Raw genomic sequence first — 17,204 nt, forward strand, 5'->3', positions numbered from 1 at the left:
GCCTTGGGTTGGTCGTGTTGCCGCCCCCCGCCGCCCCCCGGGGGGGGGGGGGGGGCGGGGGGGGGGGGGCCCCCCCCCCCGGCCGCCGTGCGGATCGCGTCCGGGCTCAGCGCCCGTCAGCGGATCGGATCAGCGGGTTCAGGAGATCCCGAGGGCCTTGAACGCCTCGACCGCCTTGTCCCACGAGGCCTCGGCGTCGTCGGTCTTGTCGACCTCCACGCGCGTGATCGCGTCCGTGACCGTCTGGTGGATCGCGAAGTAGTTCGCGCCCTTGAACGGGGCACCGTCGATCGCCTTGGCGCGGTTCGAGAAGATCTGGCCCACCGGGGCTTCGTTCATGAACGCGTTGGTGAACTCCTGGACCTCGGCGGAGTCCTGCGCCTCGACCTGCGACGGGAAGGTGCCGGCCTCGACGAATGCGGCGGTCTGCTGCTCAGGAGCGGTCAGCCAGGCAGCCAGCTTCTGGGCGGCCTCGGTGTTCTCGCCGGAGGCGGGGACGGTCAGGAAGGAGCCGCCCCAGTTGCCCCCGCCGCCGGGGAAGACGTCCGCGACGTTCCAGCCCGTGACGCCACCGGAGTTCGACTCGATCGGACCGGTCATCCAGGACGGGCAGAGCATCGTGGCGAAGGCGTTGTTCTGGAACCCCGCGGTCCAGTCGTCGCTCCACTGGCCAAGGCCGGCGGAGAGGCCCTTGGTGACCGAGGCCTCGATCACGGCGTCGTAGATAGCCTTGATCTCGGTGTTCTCAGCGAGGTCCTTGACCGTGCCGTCGCTCTCCTCGTAGGCGTTGTCGATCTGGTTGACCATGCCCTGCGAGATCGCGGTTCCGGCGTCGAACCACGCCGAGTCGGACGCGGCGACGAACTGCTCGCCGGCGGCGAAGTAGTCGTCCCACGTGGCGCTCTCGCCGCCGAGCAGCTCGGCGACCCCGGCCGGGTCGGACGGCAGGCCGGCAGCCTCGAAGAGGTCCTGGCGGTAGCAGATGGCCTCGGGGCCGATGTCGGTGCCGTAGCCCAGGAGCTGGCCGTCCGGCGTGGTGGCCTGCGCCACCTTCCAGTCGACCCAGCGGCCCTCGAGCTCGGGGTCCGTGAGGTCCACGAACAGGTCCGGGTACTGCATGAGCTCGGGCAGCCAGTCGACCTCGATGGCCTCGATGTCGGCCAGGCCCTCGCCGCCGGCGGCGAGCTTGGTGGTGAGATTGGTGCGGGCGTCGCCGGACTCGGCGGCGACGACCTGCTCGACCGTGACGCCCGGGTTCTCCGCCTCGTACTGGGCGAGGAGCTCGTCCGTGTAGCCGAAGTTGTTGAAGGTGGCGACGGTGAGGGTGATCTCGCCGCCATCGGCGCCGTCCCCCTCGTCCGTGCCGCCGCCGCAGGCCGTCAGCGCGAGAGTGATGGTTGCGATGCCGGCTGTAGCCGCGAGGGCGCGGCGCCGGGTGGTTCGGGTGCTGCTCAGCACGGTGACTCCCTTGTCTGGTGTGACGTGTCGGAACTGACAGGTCTGTCCGTGGTTGCGCTCCCACGGTCCTGTGGTAGCGCTTCCATGGTGCCCCCTGATGGTGCCGGTCACGCCAAGCAAGAGTCAAGCCGCAAGTTGTCCCGAGCGGGCCGCCGCGCGTCACTCCGTAATGAATCCGCAGGTCAGAGGCCGTTTCGCGCGCCCCGACGTGACCCGATCGTTATGCGAAAGGTCCGGCATGTCACCGACGCGGCGCGTCAGCCTCGCCGGCGAGCCACACGCGGCCGGCCTCGGCCTCCGCCTCGAGGGTCGACCGGACGGCGCCCGCCGCAGCCTCCTCGACGACGGCCGCGAACAGGGGGACCGACGCCCGGACGTCGCCCGAGTACGTCAGGCGCGTGCCGCCGTCGGGCAGCGAGTCCAGCGACATGGTGCCGACCACGCGCACCGGGACGCCCGGGATCTCGACGGCGACCGTGCCGACGCGCCGGCCGCCCGAGGCGGCCTCCCACGCCTCCGCCTGCCGGATCTCCAGCTCGGCGCCCACGAACGGGCGAGCATGGGCGGGGATCTGGTCCGTGGAGAAGGTGCGGCGCACCACGACGGTGAAGCCGGCGTCGACGGAGCCCGTCACGTCCGTCTGTTCGACGATGCCCGTGCCCACGGTGCGCTCCGCGCGCCAGCGGACGAAGACCTCGTCGGCGAGCATCGCCGAGACGTCGTCGAGGCTCGCGGTGTACGTCTGGTCGACGATCAGGTGCACGGGCTCTCCTCGGGGCGTGCCGGTGGGTGAACTCTAACTTCTCCCAGGTGTACGACGTCCGGGCGGTCACCGAAGTTTCAGGAATCGTCTCCGGAACCGTCTTCCCTGCCCGGCCTGTGTCGGCCCGGCACGGGCCGCCGCGAAACCTCTTAGGCTGGGCGCGTGTCCGCCATGAGTGACCTCATCTCCCAGCACGCCGACCTCGAGCCGGCCGACGTCGAGTGGCTGCACCTGCTCGTGGGGGACTGGCAGGTCGTCTCCGACCTGGCCTTCGCGGACCTGGTGCTCTGGCTGCCGACCGCCGACGGCGGGTTCGTCGCCATCGCCCAGTGCCGCCCCTCGACCGGTGCGACGGTGCACTACGACGACATCGTCGGCTCGTTCGCCCCCGAGGGCCAGCGCCCGCAGCTGACCCGCGCCCTGGACGAGGGCCGGGCCCAGCGCTCCCGCGAACCGCGCTGGTTCGGCGCCTACGCGGTGCGCGAGGAGGCGATCCCGGTGGTCCACAAGGACAAGGCCGTGGCCGTCGTCGCGCGGCAGACGAACCTCGGTTCGGGGCGCACGCCCTCGCGGCTGGAGCTCAACTACGTCGAGGCGGCCGACGACCTCGTGGCCATGGTCGCGCGTGGCGAGTTCCCCTCGCCGAACGCCGCGACCGGCCCGCGTCGCGGTGCGCCGCGCGTCGGGGACGGCCTGATCCGCCTCAACTCCGAGGGTGAGGTGCTGTACGCCAGCCCCAACGCGCTGTCGTGCTTCCACCGGCTCGGCGTGATCGGCCCGCTCGTGGGCCAGTCGCTCGTCGAGGTCACCGCCGACCTCATGGAGTACCAGAAGAACCCCGTCGACGAGTCGCTGCCGCTCGTCGTCATGGGCCGGGCGCCGTGGCGCACCGACATCGAGGCCAAGGGCGTGGCGCTGTCGCTGCGGGCGCTCCCGCTGACCGACCACGGGCAGCGCATCGGCGCCGTCCTCCTGTGCCGCGACGTGTCCGAGCTGCGCCGGCGCGAGCGCGAGCTCATCACCAAGGACGCGACGATCCGTGAGATCCACCACCGGGTGAAGAACAACCTCCAGACCGTGGCGGCGCTCCTGCGCCTGCAGGCCCGGCGCATGGACCTGCCGGAGGCGCGTGCGGCCCTGGAGGAGGCGATGCGGCGCGTCGCGACGATCGCGCTCGTTCACGAGAGCCTCTCGCAGACCCTCGACGAGGTCGTCGAGCTCGACGACATGGTCGGCCGCGCCCTTCGGCTGACCGCCGACGTGGCGTCCGCCGGGACGAGCGTGCGGACGGTGCGCACCGGGTCCTTCGGCCTCGTCCCCGCCCAGGACGCCACCCCGCTCGCGCTCGTGCTCACCGAGCTCGTCACGAACGCCGTGGAGCACGGGTTCCACGGGCGGTCCGCGGGCGTGGTCGAGATCGGCGTGGAGCGGCACGACTCCGCGCTGCGCGTCGTCGTGGCCGACGACGGCGTGGGGCTTCCCGAGGGCCGCGGGCCCGGCAGCGGGCTCGGCACGCAGATCGTGCGGACCCTTGTCATGAACGAGCTCGGCGGCACCATCGAGTGGTCCGGGCGCGAGGGCGGCGGCACGCAGGTGGTGCTGGAGCTCGTGCTGCGCGACGGCGCCGGGCGCAACGCCTGAGGCGGTGGTCCGGGCGGCGGTCGCGCCGTCCGGGCGTGCGGTCCGGGCGTGCGGTCCGTGGGTCGGCCGCGCTGCGCCGTCGGCCGCCCCTGCCTCCTGCCGGAGACGCGCCAACGGGCCTGGGCCCCCGGGGGTGCTCAGGCCCGCTGTTTCGTACGGGGTGGTCTCAGCCGGCGCGGCGGGCGCGGGCGGTGCGGCGCTTCAGCGCACGACGCTCGTCCTCGCTCATGCCGCCCCAGACGCCGGCGTCCTGGCCGGAGTCGATGGCCCACTTGAGGCAGGTGTCAACGACCTCGCAGCGACGACAGACGGCCTTGGCCTCCTCGATCTGCAGCAGGGCGGGGCCGGTGTTGCCGATGGGGAAGAAGAGCTCGGGGTCCTCGTCGAGGCACGCAGCGCGGTGGCGCCAGTCCATGGTTCGTATACTCCTTGGAAAGGAACTTCCCGCCGTTCGCTCGCCGCCGTGGGGGGAGCCGTGGTCGTGCGTTCTGGGGGCGCAGGACCAGGGTGGAAAGTGATGTTCCCTGATCGCCCGGCAGCCGAGAACGGGGGTTTGTTCGGGGTGGTAGTGGATTGCTGGGATCAAGATTCACACCTCGTGAAGCGCCGCACAAGGGGTTACGGCGAAGTTTCTCGGGTATGAAGCGTGAGGTATCCGTCACACTATTGTGAATGCCCGGTTCGCGGCTATCCTGGCGCGTCGCGGTCGTTCCCCGAAGGCGTATTCGTGCACAAGTCTTTGCTCTTTCTGCGTTCACTCCTCACCCTGCTTGTGGTAGAAGCGGCGGTCCTCGCTGCGCTCGCGGTGGTCCTCCTCGTGGAACTCGTGGCCGGGCGGTCCGGATCCGTCGGGGTGAGCCTCTTCCTCGTCCTGTTCCTGCTGGGTGTGGGCTGGGCGCTCGTTGCCGCAGGAAGGGCCCTGCGCGCCGGCCGTCGAGCCGCGCGCGGTCTCGTCATGACCTGGCAGCTCTTCCAGGTGCTTGCCGGCGTGTGGTTGATCGGGAGCGGAGCCGCCTGGGCCGTCGTCGGCGGGATCGCCGCACTGGTCCTGGCCGCCGGCGTCGTGGCGCTGCTCTTCTCGCGCCCCGTCGTGGAGGTCACGACCGAGGGGTGAGCGGCCGCGCCCTCAGCCGACCTCAGCCGGTCTGAGCCGGCCTCAGCCGGGCACGAAGACCTGGCACAGCACCGGGTCGCCCGGGCCGAGCCAGACGGCGCGACCCGGCGGCCCGCCCGCCCCGGCGAAGCGGGCGGGCGCACCGAGCGCGGCATCCGCGTGCCGGTCGTTGCCGAGCAGCACGAGCCGCGGCCCCACCCGGGCCGTCAGACCGCCCACCGACGGGCCGTCGGCCGACAGGGCGAAGGCCGCGCCCTCCGTGAGCGCCGCCCAGAGCGGGTCCTGGCCCGGCAGCGCGGGAGGTAGCGCCGCACGCAGGGTCTCCACACCGTCGACCACGACGAGGGTGCGCGGGGGCTCGTCCGTGAGCCGGTCCGTGAGCGAGCCGTCCGTGGGCGAGCCCAAGGCGTGCGAACGCAGGAGGGCCGTCACCGCCGCCGTGTCGTGCGGTCCGGCGAGCGTCCCGAACCCGGGGTGCGCGCGCAGAGCACCGAACCGACCGGCCGACCGGGCGGGCACCAGCGCGTGCACCCGCAGGCCCCGGCGCAAGGCCTCGGCCGCCAGCGTCACCAGGGCCGTCGTCCGGCCGGACCGCACCCGCCCGACCACCGCCAGGTGTCCGTCCGCCGGGTTCCAGGCGACCACCGCCCGCCGCTGCTCGTCGGGCAGGTCGCCGAGCGCCAGCGGCACGCTCCCCGACGCCGCACCGGTCGCCTCGGGTGGGAATGTCCTGACCGTACGGGCAGCGCCGGTGGCCAGGGCGGTCACCGCCGGGTCGTCGGCCATGACCCGTTCCGGCAGGGGCGCCAGCCAGGGGGCCGGTCCCGGCCGCAGATCCGCCGCCTTCGCGGCCGACCGCAAGCCGTCGACGATCTGCTGGACCGGATCGGCCGCTCCGTCGGTGACGTGACCGCGCAGCAACCCGGGCGGGCTGACTGCTTTGCCGCCCGGGGCGGCCGCTCCGCGCCCCTGGCCGGGTCGGTGACCGGTCCCGTGCCCGGGCCAGGCCGGGGCGCGGCGCACTGCCGGCGGCACGGGTCGCGGCGGGACCGCTGCACAGGCGGCCTGCAGCACGACGGGCGTCCCCGCCCCGACCTGGAGCAGGGCACGCCCGGGCAGGCCCACCGGGATCCGGGCGGCTGCGGGGCTGCCCACCACGTCACGGGACTCGGTTGCGTCGACGACGCGCAGCGCCAGCCGTGCCGTCACGTTCGCCCGCAGATCGGCGCCGACCGCGCCCGCCGGCCGCTGGGTCGCGAGCACGAGGTGCACGCCCAGGGAGCGACCCTGGGCGGCGACGCGCAGGAGCCCGGGCACGAAGTCGGGCACGTCGTCGGCGAGAGCGCGGAACTCGTCGATCACGACGACGAGACGCGGGAGCACCCCGGCGGGGAGGCGTTCGACGTCGGCCACCCCGTGCCGGGCGAGCGTGGCCTTGCGACGACGGAGCTCCGCGCTCAGCCCGGCCAGCGCCCGGGCGGCGAGCCCTGCCTCGAGGTCCGTCACCCGGCCGACGACGTGCGGCAGCGCCCCGCACGCCCCGAGACCGGCGCCGCCCTTGAAGTCGACGAGGACGAGCGCGAGGTCGGCGGGCGACCGGCCCAGCGCGAGTCCGAGGATGAGCGACTGCAGGAGCTCCGACTTGCCCGACCCGGTCGTGCCCGCGACCAGCAGGTGAGGCCCGTCGGCGACGAGGTCGATCGAGACCGGCGCCCCGTCGGTCCCGACGCCGAGCGGCACCGCCCACCCGCTTCCCGCCGCCCACCGCGTGGTGGTCCGCTCGGCGAGCTCGGTCGCCCGCCGTTCCGGGGCCCAATGAGGCCAGGACCTGGCGCCGGGGCTGTCCGCCGCCGTGGGCGGGGTGTCGAGCCCGTGCAGCGCGGCGAGCGACACCGATGCCGGCAGCCGTGGATCCTCCGGATCCGGCTCCTCGACCGAACCGGGACCGCCAGGAGGAGCGAGGCCGCGGGACCTCACGTCCCCGACGCCGACCAGCGCCGTCGCGCTCCGACCCACCCATGCCGCGCGGACCAGGCGTCTGCCGAGCCGCTCGGCCCAAACCGCGTCGACGCCTGCGGACCGTCCCCGCAGCCGGGGGCCGTCGGCGCGCCGGACCTCGACCCGGCCGTCCCCGGCGACGCGTGCCACGGCGCGACACCACGCGGGCACGGGCGGCCCGGCAGCACCCGGCCCACCAGCACCCGGCCCACCACCGGACCCGCCGGCGATGGACCGGACGACACCCGGCCCACCACCACCGGACCCGCCGCCGAGGCGTGGCAGGCCCGGTCCCGTGGTGAGGCACAACAGCACGAGCGCACCGGCGCGCGCGGCGTCGGCGGCCGCGGCCAGGGCCGTCGGCGTGGCCGGGTCGTCCACCACGAGGACGCGTGGCCCCGCCCGCTGCGGCAACCAGCGGCACCACTCCCACGTCGCGATGCTCTCGCCCGCCACGTCCACCCTCGCGCCGCGCACGGCGAGCCCGGCGACCACCGCACGGGCGAGGCTCCGCGCCTTCTCGGCCGGCCCGTTGATGACGAGTGACCCGTCGGCGACGAGCGCGTCCGCGAGCCGGGCCGGCAGCCACCGGGCGCCGCCCGCCGGCCAGGACGCGAGGTGGCGGCCCGGCATGCCTTCGCTGCCGCCGGCGCCGCCCAGGTCGTGCCACGCGGAGCACGCCGCCGCCCACGCTCCCTCCGGCGCGTCGTGCAGCGCGACGGCGAACGCCATCAGCGCGTCCGGTCCGCGTGGCCGCGTCCGGCCACGTCGAGACCGGCGGAACCCGCCGGCCCACTCGCCCACGCCGATCCCGGCACCGGCCCCGTCGCCCGTCCCCGCGCCAGACCCGGAGTGGTGCCGGGAGGCGAGCGACCGGCGTCGGGCGGCGAGGACCTGGGGGACGACGGCCACGAGGCCGACGAGGGCGAGGAGCGCCAGCGCGGGCTGGTGGAGCGCGGCCGCGAGGCCGAGCGAGCCGGCCGCAGGCAGGACCGCCGCCACGAGCGCGATCCCGCCCAGCCTGTCGCGCGGGACCGGCGGCATGAGAAGCCGCGCCACGCCGCCCGCCACCCCGTACTCGACACGGCCACAACCAGCCCCGGAGACCGCGAGCGTCGCGCCGGGCAGGAGGGGCGGCAGGCCGACGACGGCGTCGTCCCCGACGGGCACGCCGTCGGCCTCGAGGGGCTGGTGCGCCAGCTCCGGACGGCGCAGGAGCGCGGCAAGGGCACCACGGAGGTCGCCCAGGCGGGCGCCCGGCCGCAGCAGCAGGTCCTCGTCCGGGTGGAGGGTCACGCGGACGCCGGGCACGGGGTCGGGAGACGTCATGCCCCCACGGTGCCGCGCCCGGGGGTGGTGGCGGGCGGACGACGACGGCGCCTGTGCACAGGTCCGCCGTGCACAGGCGCCGCGTCAGCGACGGACGACCGTCACTCCACCGCGAGCGCCGCCACCGGCGAGGTGCGGGCCGCTGCGCGCGCCGGCACGACCGACGCGAGGAGGCCTGCCACGAGGGCGACGACGATCACCACGATGACGTCCGTCCAGGGCACCGCATACTGCACCTCCCCCATGAGGGACAGGGCTGTGGCCGCGCCGGCCCAGCCGTAGACGAGGCCGAGCGCGACGCCGAGGACCGCGCCGACGCCGGCGATGAGCATGCCCTCGACCGCGAGCATGCCGCGCAGCTGCTCCTTGCTGAGGCCGATGGCCCGCAGCGTCGCGGACTCCCGAGTGCGCTCGATGACGGACAGGGACAGCGTGTTGGTGACGCCGATCAGGGCGATCACGACGGCGACGGCGAGCAGGCCGACGACGATGCCGAGGATCACGTCCACGACCTGCCGGAACTGCGCGGCCTGGGCGGCCGGCCCCATGACGAGTGCGGAGCCGTCCACCTGACCGACGGCCTGCTGCACGTCGGCGAGCACCGTCGTGGGGTCATCGCCCCCGCCCAGGTGCGCCCAGACGTCGGTCCAGGTGTCGTCGCCCGCGACGCGGGCGAGGTCGGCGGAGGTGAGCGTGCGGTTGAGCGGCGCGGAGGCCGTGAGGACCACGCTGAGGTCGATCGAGCCCTCGGGCCCGGTCACGGTGACCGGTTCGCCGGCGGCGACGGACAGCGACTCGGCAGCCTCCTGGGTGAGCAGGATCGAGCCTTCGGTGAGGCGCTCCGCGTCGTCGGGCGTGTTGACGACGCGGGCGAGCTCCGCGGGGTCGGCCGCCGTGACCTCGAGACCCTCCACGTCGCCGACCGTGAGGATCGCGTGGGCCACCTTGGCAGTAGCGGCGACGCCCTCGGTGGCCGCCGTGGCGTCGTGGACGTCCGCGAGGTACCTCTCGTCGGACGGCGCGACGCTCAGGTCGTAGGGGAACGCTTCGTCGAGCATGACGTCGCCGGACGACCGGGCGCTCGCCGCGCCCGTCGACATCATGGTGACGAGGGTGACGCCGATGAGCAGCGCCGTGGACGTGGCGGCCGTGCGGCGCGGGTTGCGCAGCGTGTTCGCCACCGCCAGCCGTGCGGCGGGGCCGGTGCGGGCCACGAGAGCACCCAGGCCGGCGGCCACGCGCGGCAGCCACAGCACGGAGCTGAGGACGACGCCGAAGAACGACAGCGCACCGCCGAGCACGCTCGCGACGAGTCCGAACTGGGGACCGCCGTTCATCCCGAGGACGACGCCGAGGCCGAGGGCCGCGAAGCCGCCGAGGGTGCACAGGATCGCGATCACGAGACGGGCGCGGCCCGAGCGGGCGCGCAGCGTCGGCGCGTCGGCCGGGCGGAGCGCGGCCAGCGGGGCGACCCGCGTCGCGGCCCGGGCGGGTGCGAGCGCGGCCAGGACGGTCACGCCGATCCCCACGGCGAACGGCAGCACGACCGACTGCCAGGTCGGCGTGATCGCCCCGGGCAGGGGCACCCCGAGGTCGAACGCGGGTGCGACGAGCAGCGCCACCTGGGCGAGGACGCCCCCCGCCAGGATGCCCGCGGCCGAGGCGATCGCGCCGAGCACCGCTGCCTCCAGCAGCACGCTGCGGTAGAGCTGGCCGGTCCCGGCGCCGATGCAGCGCAGGAGGGCGAGCGTCCGGGTGCGCTGGGCCACGAGCACCTGGAACGTGTTGGTGATGACCATGGCCGCGACGAGCAGCGCGATGGCGGCGAACGTCAGCACGAAGACGAGGAAGACGAGGTTCTGGCCGCCCGTCTGCGCGGCGGTCTGGTCCTCCGCCCTCTCCTGGGTGGTCTTGACCGCGACGTCTCCGGCGACGGCGGCCGTCGCCGCGTGGATCGCGTCGTCCAGGCCGGCCGGGACCGTGGTGCCCTCCGGGGGCGTGTCGAGCGCGACGAGCAGCTCGGTCACCAGGTACGGGGAGGGCTCGTCCGCGTTCCAGGCGTCGATCGTGACGGACGTGACCGCCGCCGCGCCGCCATAGCCCGCGTACGCGCCGTAGGGGTCGTCGGTGAGGCCGGTCACCTCGAGCTCCTCGGTGACCTCCTCGGGCTCGCCGAGCTCGGCAGCCGGGTCCTCGGACCGGCTGTCGGCCCAGCCCTCGGGATACACGGTGCGCCGGAGGGTCACCGTGTCGCCGATCCCGGCGCCGAGCCGCTCGGCGACCTTCGTCGTCAGGGCGACCTCGTCGCCGGAGGCGGGCCACGCGCCGTCGGTCAGCTCGAGCGGCGAGAGACGTGGCTCCACCGGCACCGGCGCGAAGGCCAGGTAGCCGCCCTTGCCGCCGTTTCGCAGGTCGCCGTAGTAGCCCACGACGGGCTGGACGGCGGCGACGCCGTCGACGGCGGCGACCTTCTCGACGGTCTCGGCGTCGAAGGCGGCGAGACCCTGGTCGTCGTCGACGGAGACGACGACGTCGGCCCCGGCGTACGACGCCGCCACCATGTCGTACGTGGTCCTGGTGATGACGCCGCCCGCGAGCAGCGTCACCGTGACGAACGCCGTGCCGATCGCGATCGCGACGCCCGCGGCGGTGAGCCGCCCGACGCTGCGCCGCATCTGCCCCAGCGTGAGACGCGCGGTGGGGTAGGACGTGGGCATCAGGCCACCGGACCCGTCTGCACGGCCGGCTCGAGCGTGCGCAGGGCGTCGAGGCCCGCGAGCGCCGACTCCGGCGTCGGGTCGGTGATGTCGCCGGCGATACGGCCGTCCGCGATGAGGACGACGCGGTCCGCGTAGGCCGCGGCCGACGGGTCGTGCGTGACCATGATGATGGTGCGGCCCAGCTCGCGGACGGAGCGGCGCAGGAACGACAGCACCTCGGCCCCTGAGCGGGAGTCGAGGTTGCCCGTCGGCTCATCGGCGAAGACGACGTCGGGCTGCGCGATCAGGGCGCGGGCGATCGCGACGCGCTGCTGCTGCCCGCCCGACAGCTCCGCCGGCCGGTGGCTCAGCCGCTGCTCGAGCCCCAGCGTCGAGACCAGGGTGGCGAGCCACTCCGGGTCCACGCTGCCGCCTGCCAGCTCTACCGGCAGCGTGATGTTCTGCTCGGCCGTGAACATCGGCAGCAGGTTGAACTGCTGGAACACGAAGCCGACGCGGTCGCGGCGCAGGCGGGTCAGCTCCCGGTCGCCGAGCCGCGTGATGTCGGTGGTGCCCAGGAACGCCTGACCGCTCGTGGCCGTGTCCAGGCCGGCGAGGAGGTGCATGAGGGTCGACTTGCCGGAGCCGGACGGCCCCATGATCGCGGTGAACTGCCCGGCCGCGAAGTCGACGTCGACGCCCGCGAGGGCGTGCACAGCCGCCTCGCCGGTGCCGTAGGTCTTGGTCAGGGAGCGGGCTCGGACTGCGGGCGACGACGACCCGACGGGTAGGTACACGGTGGTGTCCACGGGGGTTTCTCCAGGTCTGGGGATCTGACGCTTGCCTCCCGCGAGGGTCCAGGCGAACCGTGGCCGGGCGGAAGCCGAGAAGGATCTGACGCTTGCCTCCCGCGAGGGTCCAGGCGAACCGTGGCCGGGCGGAAGCCGAGAAGGATCTGACGGTGCCGACGCTACGGAGCGCGGGTCGCCGGCGCGTCCCGCTCCGGGCTGGTCCTGCGGTGCAGGGGCGTCATCCCCGGGTCGTACGTCCCCCTGAGCCTCCCCGCACGGCCTCGGGGCGGGTCACGCTCCCGGACGGACGAGCCCCGCCTCGTACGCGGTCACGACCGCCTGCACGCGGTCCCGTGCCCCCAGCTTGGCCAGGATGCGTCCGACGTGCGTCTTCACGGTCGCCTCCGCGACGTACAGCTCGCCCGCGATCTCGCCGTTGGAGCGCCCGCGCGCCATGAGGACCAGCACCTCGCGCTCGCGCTCGGTCAGGGCGGAGAGGGCAGCGTGCGCGGTCGCCAGGGCCGGGTCCTCGGCCGGCAGGGCGGTGACGAGGTGCTCGAGCAGGCGCCGGGTGGACGACGGCGCGATCACGGCGTCGCCGCGGTGCACGGTCCGGATCGCGGCGAGCAGGTCCTCAGGCTCGGCGTCCTTGAGCAGGAAGCCGCTGGCGCCGGCCCGGATCGCGTCCAGGACGTACTCGTCCAGGTCGAACGTGGTGAGCACGATCACGCGGGGCGCGTCGCCCGACGGCGGGGGTGTCGCCCCGCCGAGCAGCCGCGCCGTGGCCGAGAGCCCGTCCAGGTGAGGCATGCGGACGTCCATGAGCACGACGTCGGCGCGCAGGCCGTCGGACGGGCCAGAGGTGGCGAGCAGCTGCAGCGCCTGGAGCCCGTCGCCCGCCTCGCCGACGACCTCCAGGTCGGGCTGCGAGTCGATGACCATGCGCAGGCCAGCGCGCACGAGCGGCTGGTCGTCGACGAGCGCGACCCGGATCGCGGGGCGGGTGGTGGTGTCGGTGGTCATGGCTCCTCGGTGGGCCCGGGGACGGCGGGCACGGGCTCGTCGGCGGCTGCGGGATCGTCGATCATGACGGGCGGCACCGGCACGGCGAAGCGCACCCGGAACCCGCCGCCCGGGCGGGGGCCCGCGACGAGGGTCCCGCCGAACAGCGCGGCGCGCTCCTGCATGCCCCGCAGACCGTACCCCGGCGTCGCGGCGCGGGCGCCGCCGTCGGGATCGTCGCGCCCGGCACCGCCGTCGGCGGCGAGCCCGCGCCCGTCGTCGTCGACGCGCAGCTCGACCTCCCGCTCGCCCCAGCCCAGAAGGACGCCGACGCGCGGCTCGGGCCCGGCGTGCTTGAGCACGTTCGTCAGGGCCTCCTGGCAGATGCGGTACAGCGTCAGGCCGACCCCGGGCGGCAGGCTCCGCTCCGCCCCCACCCGGGTGAGGGAGACGCGTGCCCCGCTCGCGCGCACCTGGTCCACCAGGGCGGCGATCTCGGTCACGTCCGGCTGGGGCGCCAGCGGCGCCGGGCCGGCGTCCGTACCGCCTCGGGTGCCCGACGGCGGTCGCCCGCCGTCCGCCGTCGTCGCCGGCGGAGAAGGTGCCGCCGTCGACGGGCTGGACGCGGCAGGCTCGCCGCCCACAGGGAGGGGGAGAGGGAGCGGGCGGTGGGCCGGCGGGCTCGGCGTCTCCTGCCGCAGGACGCCGAGGAGCCGGCGCATGTCGGCGAGGGCCGCCCGGCCGGTCTCGGCGATCGTGCCGAGCGCTCGGCTCGCCGCCTCGGGGTCGTTCGCCGCGGCGTACCGGCCGCCGTCGGCCTGGGCGATGACGACGGACAGCGAGTGCGCCACGATGTCGTGCATCTCGCGGGCGATGCGGGCGCGCTCGGCCGCCGTCGCGATCTGCGCCTGCTGGTCGCGCTCGATCTCCAGGCGGACGGCGCGCTCCTGCATCGCGACGAGCATGGTGCGGCGTGAGCGGCGGACGAGAGCGAAGGCGAACACGGCGAGGAAGACGAGGATCGCGAAGATCGTGGACGGCACGGCCTCGAACCAGGTGTCGCCGGACATGCGGCCCACGAGCACGCCCATGAGGACCGAGCCGCCGAGCGCCGCACCGGCGCACGTGAGGTACGCCCAGCGGGGGCCGTAGACCGTCAGGGTGTACAGGGCGCCGGCGACGAAGAGGTCGGCGGGCAGGATCGCCGGGTATCCGCTGATCATGTGGGCGAGGACGACGGCGTACACCGCCAGCGTGGAGTGGACCGGCCGCAGCCGCGCCCAGGGCAGAGGCGCGAGGACCGCCAGTGACCACAGGGCTGTGGGCACGCCGACCCCGTAGCCCGTCATGCTGCTCGCGAGGGGCACGGTCAGCAGCGCGGCGAGCACCGTGCCCCCGAGATCAACGAGGAACCGGTGGTCCTCCTGCCACCGCGTCAGCCGTTCGTACCAACCCATGCGGGCCAGGGTAGGTGCCGTGATTGCGCCTTCGCGTCCTCCCGTGGTAGCACTCTCCTCGTACCCCAATCACCCGAATGGATTCGGGAGGGGCAAACCGACACGGCTCTGGGATGGCGCTGCAACGTGTGGAATGCCCTAGCATGGGGGAATGACTCACGTACTCCTAGCCGAGGACGACCCGGCCATTGCCGAGCCGTTGGCACGCGCGCTCACCCGTGAGGGTTACGACGTCGTCGTGCAAGGAACCGGCAAAGGTGCGATCGAGAGCGCGAGCGGGGCGGATATCGTCGTCCTGGACCTTGGTCTGCCGGACATGGACGGGCTCGACGTGGCGCGAGAGATCCGGAGCAGCGGCCTGACCGTACCGGTCCTGGTGCTCACGGCGCGCGCCGACGAGGTCGACCTGGTCGTCGGCCTCGACGCCGGTGCCGACGACTACGTCACGAAGCCGTTCCGGCTTGCCGAGCTGCTCGCACGCGTTCGGGCGCTCCTGCGCCGCTCGCACGGCGAGACCGGCGAGGAGGAGGAGCTGCACGCCCAGGACGTGCGCGTGGACGTCGCTGCCCACCGCGCCTTCCAGGGCGACCGCGAGCTGCACCTGACCACCAAGGAGTTCGACCTCCTACGCGTCCTCGTCGCCAACGCCGGCTCCGTCGTCGTGCGCGACACCCTGATGCGTGACGTGTGGGGCTCGGACCCGGTGGGCTCGACCAAGACGCTCGACATGCACGTGTCGTGGCTGCGCCGCAAGCTCGGCGACGACGCCAACGCTCCGCGCTACGTCTCGACGGTGCGCGGTCTGGGCTTCCGGTTCGAGATCGGGGCGAGCTAGCCGCATGCGTGAGCGGCTTCGGGCGGCCACGCTCTGGGCGGTCCTCGTCGCGGTGATCCTCCTCGGCGTGCCGACGACGATCTTCGGCGCGCGCTACATCTACGGCGAGGAGGTCCAGCGGATCGCCGACCGGGCCACGGAGCTGTCCGTGACCTTGGAACGCCTCTACCAGGCGGACCGCGAGATCTCGCAGGAGACCCTCGACAACGCAGCCGAGGGCCTGTCCACCGACATCCCGGCGCACGTGCTCATCAGCCTGCCGACGGGCGAGGAGCTCACGGCCGGCGAGCCGGTCGACGGCCCGCGCATCGATGCGGGCCCGCCCGGCGGCGTGACGGAGAGCCGGATCTCCGTGACCCTCGCCGTGTCGGCCTGGCCGGCGTGGATCAAGGCGGCGAACGCCATGTTCCTCGTGCTCCTGGCCAGCATCGCGGCGTTCGTCGCGGGCGCGATCGTCGCCGTCATCCAGTCCAACCGCCTTGCCGAGCCGTTCGTGTACCTCGCGGCGTCCGCGGAGCTGCTCGGTGCCGGGCAGGTCCGGCCACGCCTCGAGCCGTCGGGCGTCGAGGAGATCGACCTCGTCGCGGCCGAGCTGGCCCGCAGCTCCGACCGGCTGGCCGGCCGGCTCGCCGTGGAGCGCCAGTTCACCGCGGACGCGTCGCACCAGCTCCGCACCCCGCTGACGGCCCTGACGATGCGCCTGGAAGAGATCACCCTCACGTCCTCCGAGCCGGACGTGCAGGAGGAGGCGCGCATCTCCCTCGAGCAGGTCGAGCGCCTCGTCGGCGTGGTCGACGACCTGCTCGCCCGCTCGCGCAAGGCGCAGGGCGGCACCACCGAGACGGTCGAGCTCGGGGTGATCTTCCGTCAGCAGGAGGAGGAGTGGCGGCCCACGTTCGAGCGGGAGGGGCGCGGCCTCGCCGTGGAGGTCCCGGCCGAGGGACTCGACGTGCTCGCCACCCCGGGCGCCCTGGCGCAGGTGCTGTCCACCCTCCTGGAGAACTCGCTCAAGCACGGCGCGGGCACGACGACGATGCGCGCGCGGCTCTCCGGCACCACCGGGGCCGTGGCGATCGAGGTGACCGACGAGGGCGAGGGCGTGCCCGAGGAGCTCGCGGGCCAGATCTTCGAACGTGGCGTCACCTCGGGCGCCGGTACCGGCCTCGGTCTGGCACTGGCCCGGGACCTGGTCACCGCCGACGGCGGACGGCTCGAGCTCTCCCAGCGCACACCGCCGGTGTTCTCCGTGTTCCTGGCGGGGGTGCCGAAGTCGTACGACCCGCGTGTCCTGCTCCCCGAGGGCTCGGTCGTGTCCTCCGAACGCCGCCGCAAGGGTCGCCGCTCGCGATCGTGAGAGGATCGGGTCCCGTGACGCAGATCATCGACATGGCGACATCCACCACCGCGATCGACGGCCTCCTGGTCCTCACCATGAAGCAGGTGCAGGACGACCGGGGCACCGTCCGCGAGCTCTTCCGCGCTTCCGCCTACACCGGGCTGCTTCCCGGCGTGGACCGCTGGCGGCAGGTCAACGCCACCGAGACCCGGTACGGCGCGGTCCGTGGTCTGCACGGCGAGGCGATGACCAAGCTGGTCGCGATCGTGAGCGGCCGCGCGCACGGGGTCTACCTGGACACGCGCGAGGGCTCGTCCACGTACGGTGCGGTCGTCACCGTCGACCTGGTGCCGGGCACCCAGGTACTCGTTCCGGCCGGCGTGTGCAACGGCTTCCAGTGCGTGAGCGAAGAGGGGTCGCAGTACATCTACTGCTTCGACGACGAGTGGACGCCGGGCATGGCCGGTGTCGCCTTCACGCCGCTCGACGAGGGCCTCGGCATCGAGTGGCCCGTACCGGTCGACCCGGCGGACCCCGCTCAGATCTCGGCGAAGGACGCCGGTGCGCCGCGCTTCAGCGAGGTCCGCGCCGCTGTCTGACCGCGCGGACGGGTGAGGGGCCGGCGCCACGCAGGCCCGCACCCTGTCCGGTATGTGAGGTGCGCGGGAGCCGCGGAATTCCGCCGGTATTCTTGGCCACCGTGACCGTAATTTCTGGGCCTCCGCCCGGCCCTGGACTACCTGGATCCCGCGGGAGGCGCACGTCACCACCTGTGGTCGCG

The 17,204-nt window shown here is 74.1% G+C and carries 13 protein-coding genes; 5 read left to right on the top strand and 8 right to left on the bottom strand.

The window, feature by feature from the left end; genetic code table 11:
- Positions 1-138: 138 nt before the first annotated feature.
- Both L1785_RS03775 and L1785_RS03780 read right to left on the bottom strand, forming a co-directional pair.
- Positions 139-1,458, bottom strand: coding sequence for an ABC transporter substrate-binding protein (locus L1785_RS03775; RefSeq protein WP_236087804.1), 1,320 nt, complete (start codon positions 1,456-1,458; stop codon positions 139-141).
- Positions 1,459-1,699: 241 nt separating this feature from the next.
- Complete coding sequence (locus L1785_RS03780) at positions 1,700-2,221, bottom strand: DUF2505 domain-containing protein (RefSeq protein ID WP_236087805.1); 522 nt, start codon at positions 2,219-2,221, stop codon at positions 1,700-1,702.
- A gap of 171 nt (positions 2,222-2,392) precedes the next feature.
- Here L1785_RS03780 and L1785_RS03785 point away from each other — a divergent pair, with 171 nt between their 5' ends.
- Positions 2,393-3,862 (top strand): sensor histidine kinase, encoded by a 1,470-nt coding sequence (locus L1785_RS03785; RefSeq protein ID WP_236087835.1) that lies wholly within the window; start codon positions 2,393-2,395, stop codon positions 3,860-3,862.
- A gap of 166 nt (positions 3,863-4,028) precedes the next feature.
- On the opposite strand, the gene L1785_RS03790 is transcribed toward L1785_RS03785, so the two are convergent.
- Positions 4,029-4,277: a WhiB family transcriptional regulator gene (locus L1785_RS03790; protein ID WP_125774843.1), complete on the bottom strand. Its 249-nt coding sequence runs from the start codon at positions 4,275-4,277 to the stop codon at positions 4,029-4,031.
- A gap of 357 nt (positions 4,278-4,634) precedes the next feature.
- Between L1785_RS03790 and L1785_RS03795 the strand changes: the two genes are divergently transcribed.
- Entirely contained in the window at positions 4,635-4,976 is a 342-nt protein-coding gene (locus L1785_RS03795; RefSeq protein WP_236087806.1) for a hypothetical protein, read from the top strand.
- Positions 4,977-5,018: 42 nt separating this feature from the next.
- Here L1785_RS03795 and L1785_RS03800 read toward each other — a convergent pair whose 3' ends face one another.
- From L1785_RS03800 to L1785_RS03820, 5 genes are all read right to left on the bottom strand, one after another.
- Positions 5,019-8,303: an FtsK/SpoIIIE domain-containing protein gene (locus tag L1785_RS03800; RefSeq protein ID WP_236087807.1), complete on the bottom strand. Its 3,285-nt coding sequence runs from the start codon at positions 8,301-8,303 to the stop codon at positions 5,019-5,021.
- A gap of 101 nt (positions 8,304-8,404) precedes the next feature.
- Entirely contained in the window at positions 8,405-11,020 is a 2,616-nt protein-coding gene (locus L1785_RS03805) for an FtsX-like permease family protein (protein ID WP_236087808.1), read from the bottom strand.
- Positions 11,020-11,811: an ABC transporter ATP-binding protein gene (locus L1785_RS03810; protein WP_236087809.1), complete on the bottom strand. Its 792-nt coding sequence runs from the start codon at positions 11,809-11,811 to the stop codon at positions 11,020-11,022. The genes L1785_RS03805 and L1785_RS03810 overlap by 1 nt, the downstream gene beginning before the upstream one ends.
- 273 nt (positions 11,812-12,084) lie before the next feature.
- Positions 12,085-12,816 carry a response regulator gene (locus tag L1785_RS03815; RefSeq protein WP_236087810.1) on the bottom strand — a complete coding sequence of 244 codons (732 nt, stop codon included), beginning with the start codon at positions 12,814-12,816 and terminating at the stop codon, positions 12,085-12,087.
- Complete coding sequence (locus tag L1785_RS03820) at positions 12,813-14,252, bottom strand: sensor histidine kinase (protein ID WP_236087811.1); 1,440 nt, start codon at positions 14,250-14,252, stop codon at positions 12,813-12,815. Before L1785_RS03820 ends, L1785_RS03815 begins: the two co-directional genes overlap by 4 nt.
- Positions 14,253-14,403: 151 nt before the next feature.
- Between L1785_RS03820 and L1785_RS03825 the strand changes: the two genes are divergently transcribed.
- From L1785_RS03825 to L1785_RS03835, 3 genes are read left to right on the top strand one after another with little or no spacing between them, the layout of a single operon-like run.
- Positions 14,404-15,087: a response regulator transcription factor gene (locus L1785_RS03825; protein ID WP_236087812.1), complete on the top strand. Its 684-nt coding sequence runs from the start codon at positions 14,404-14,406 to the stop codon at positions 15,085-15,087.
- Positions 15,088-15,091: 4 nt separating this feature from the next.
- On the top strand, positions 15,092-16,441 hold the full coding sequence (locus tag L1785_RS03830) for a sensor histidine kinase (protein WP_236087813.1): 1,350 nt from the start codon (positions 15,092-15,094) through the stop codon (positions 16,439-16,441).
- A 14-nt stretch (positions 16,442-16,455) separates the two neighbouring features.
- The gene (locus L1785_RS03835) at positions 16,456-17,022 is read left to right on the top strand and encodes a dTDP-4-dehydrorhamnose 3,5-epimerase family protein (protein ID WP_236087814.1); all 567 of its coding nucleotides are present in this window, start codon (positions 16,456-16,458) and stop codon (positions 17,020-17,022) included.
- The last annotated feature ends 182 nt before the right edge of the window (positions 17,023-17,204 follow it).

Source organism: Antribacter soli, assembly GCF_021568775.1.
GTDB classification, from domain to species: Bacteria; Actinomycetota; Actinomycetes; order Actinomycetales; family Cellulomonadaceae; genus Antribacter; species Antribacter soli.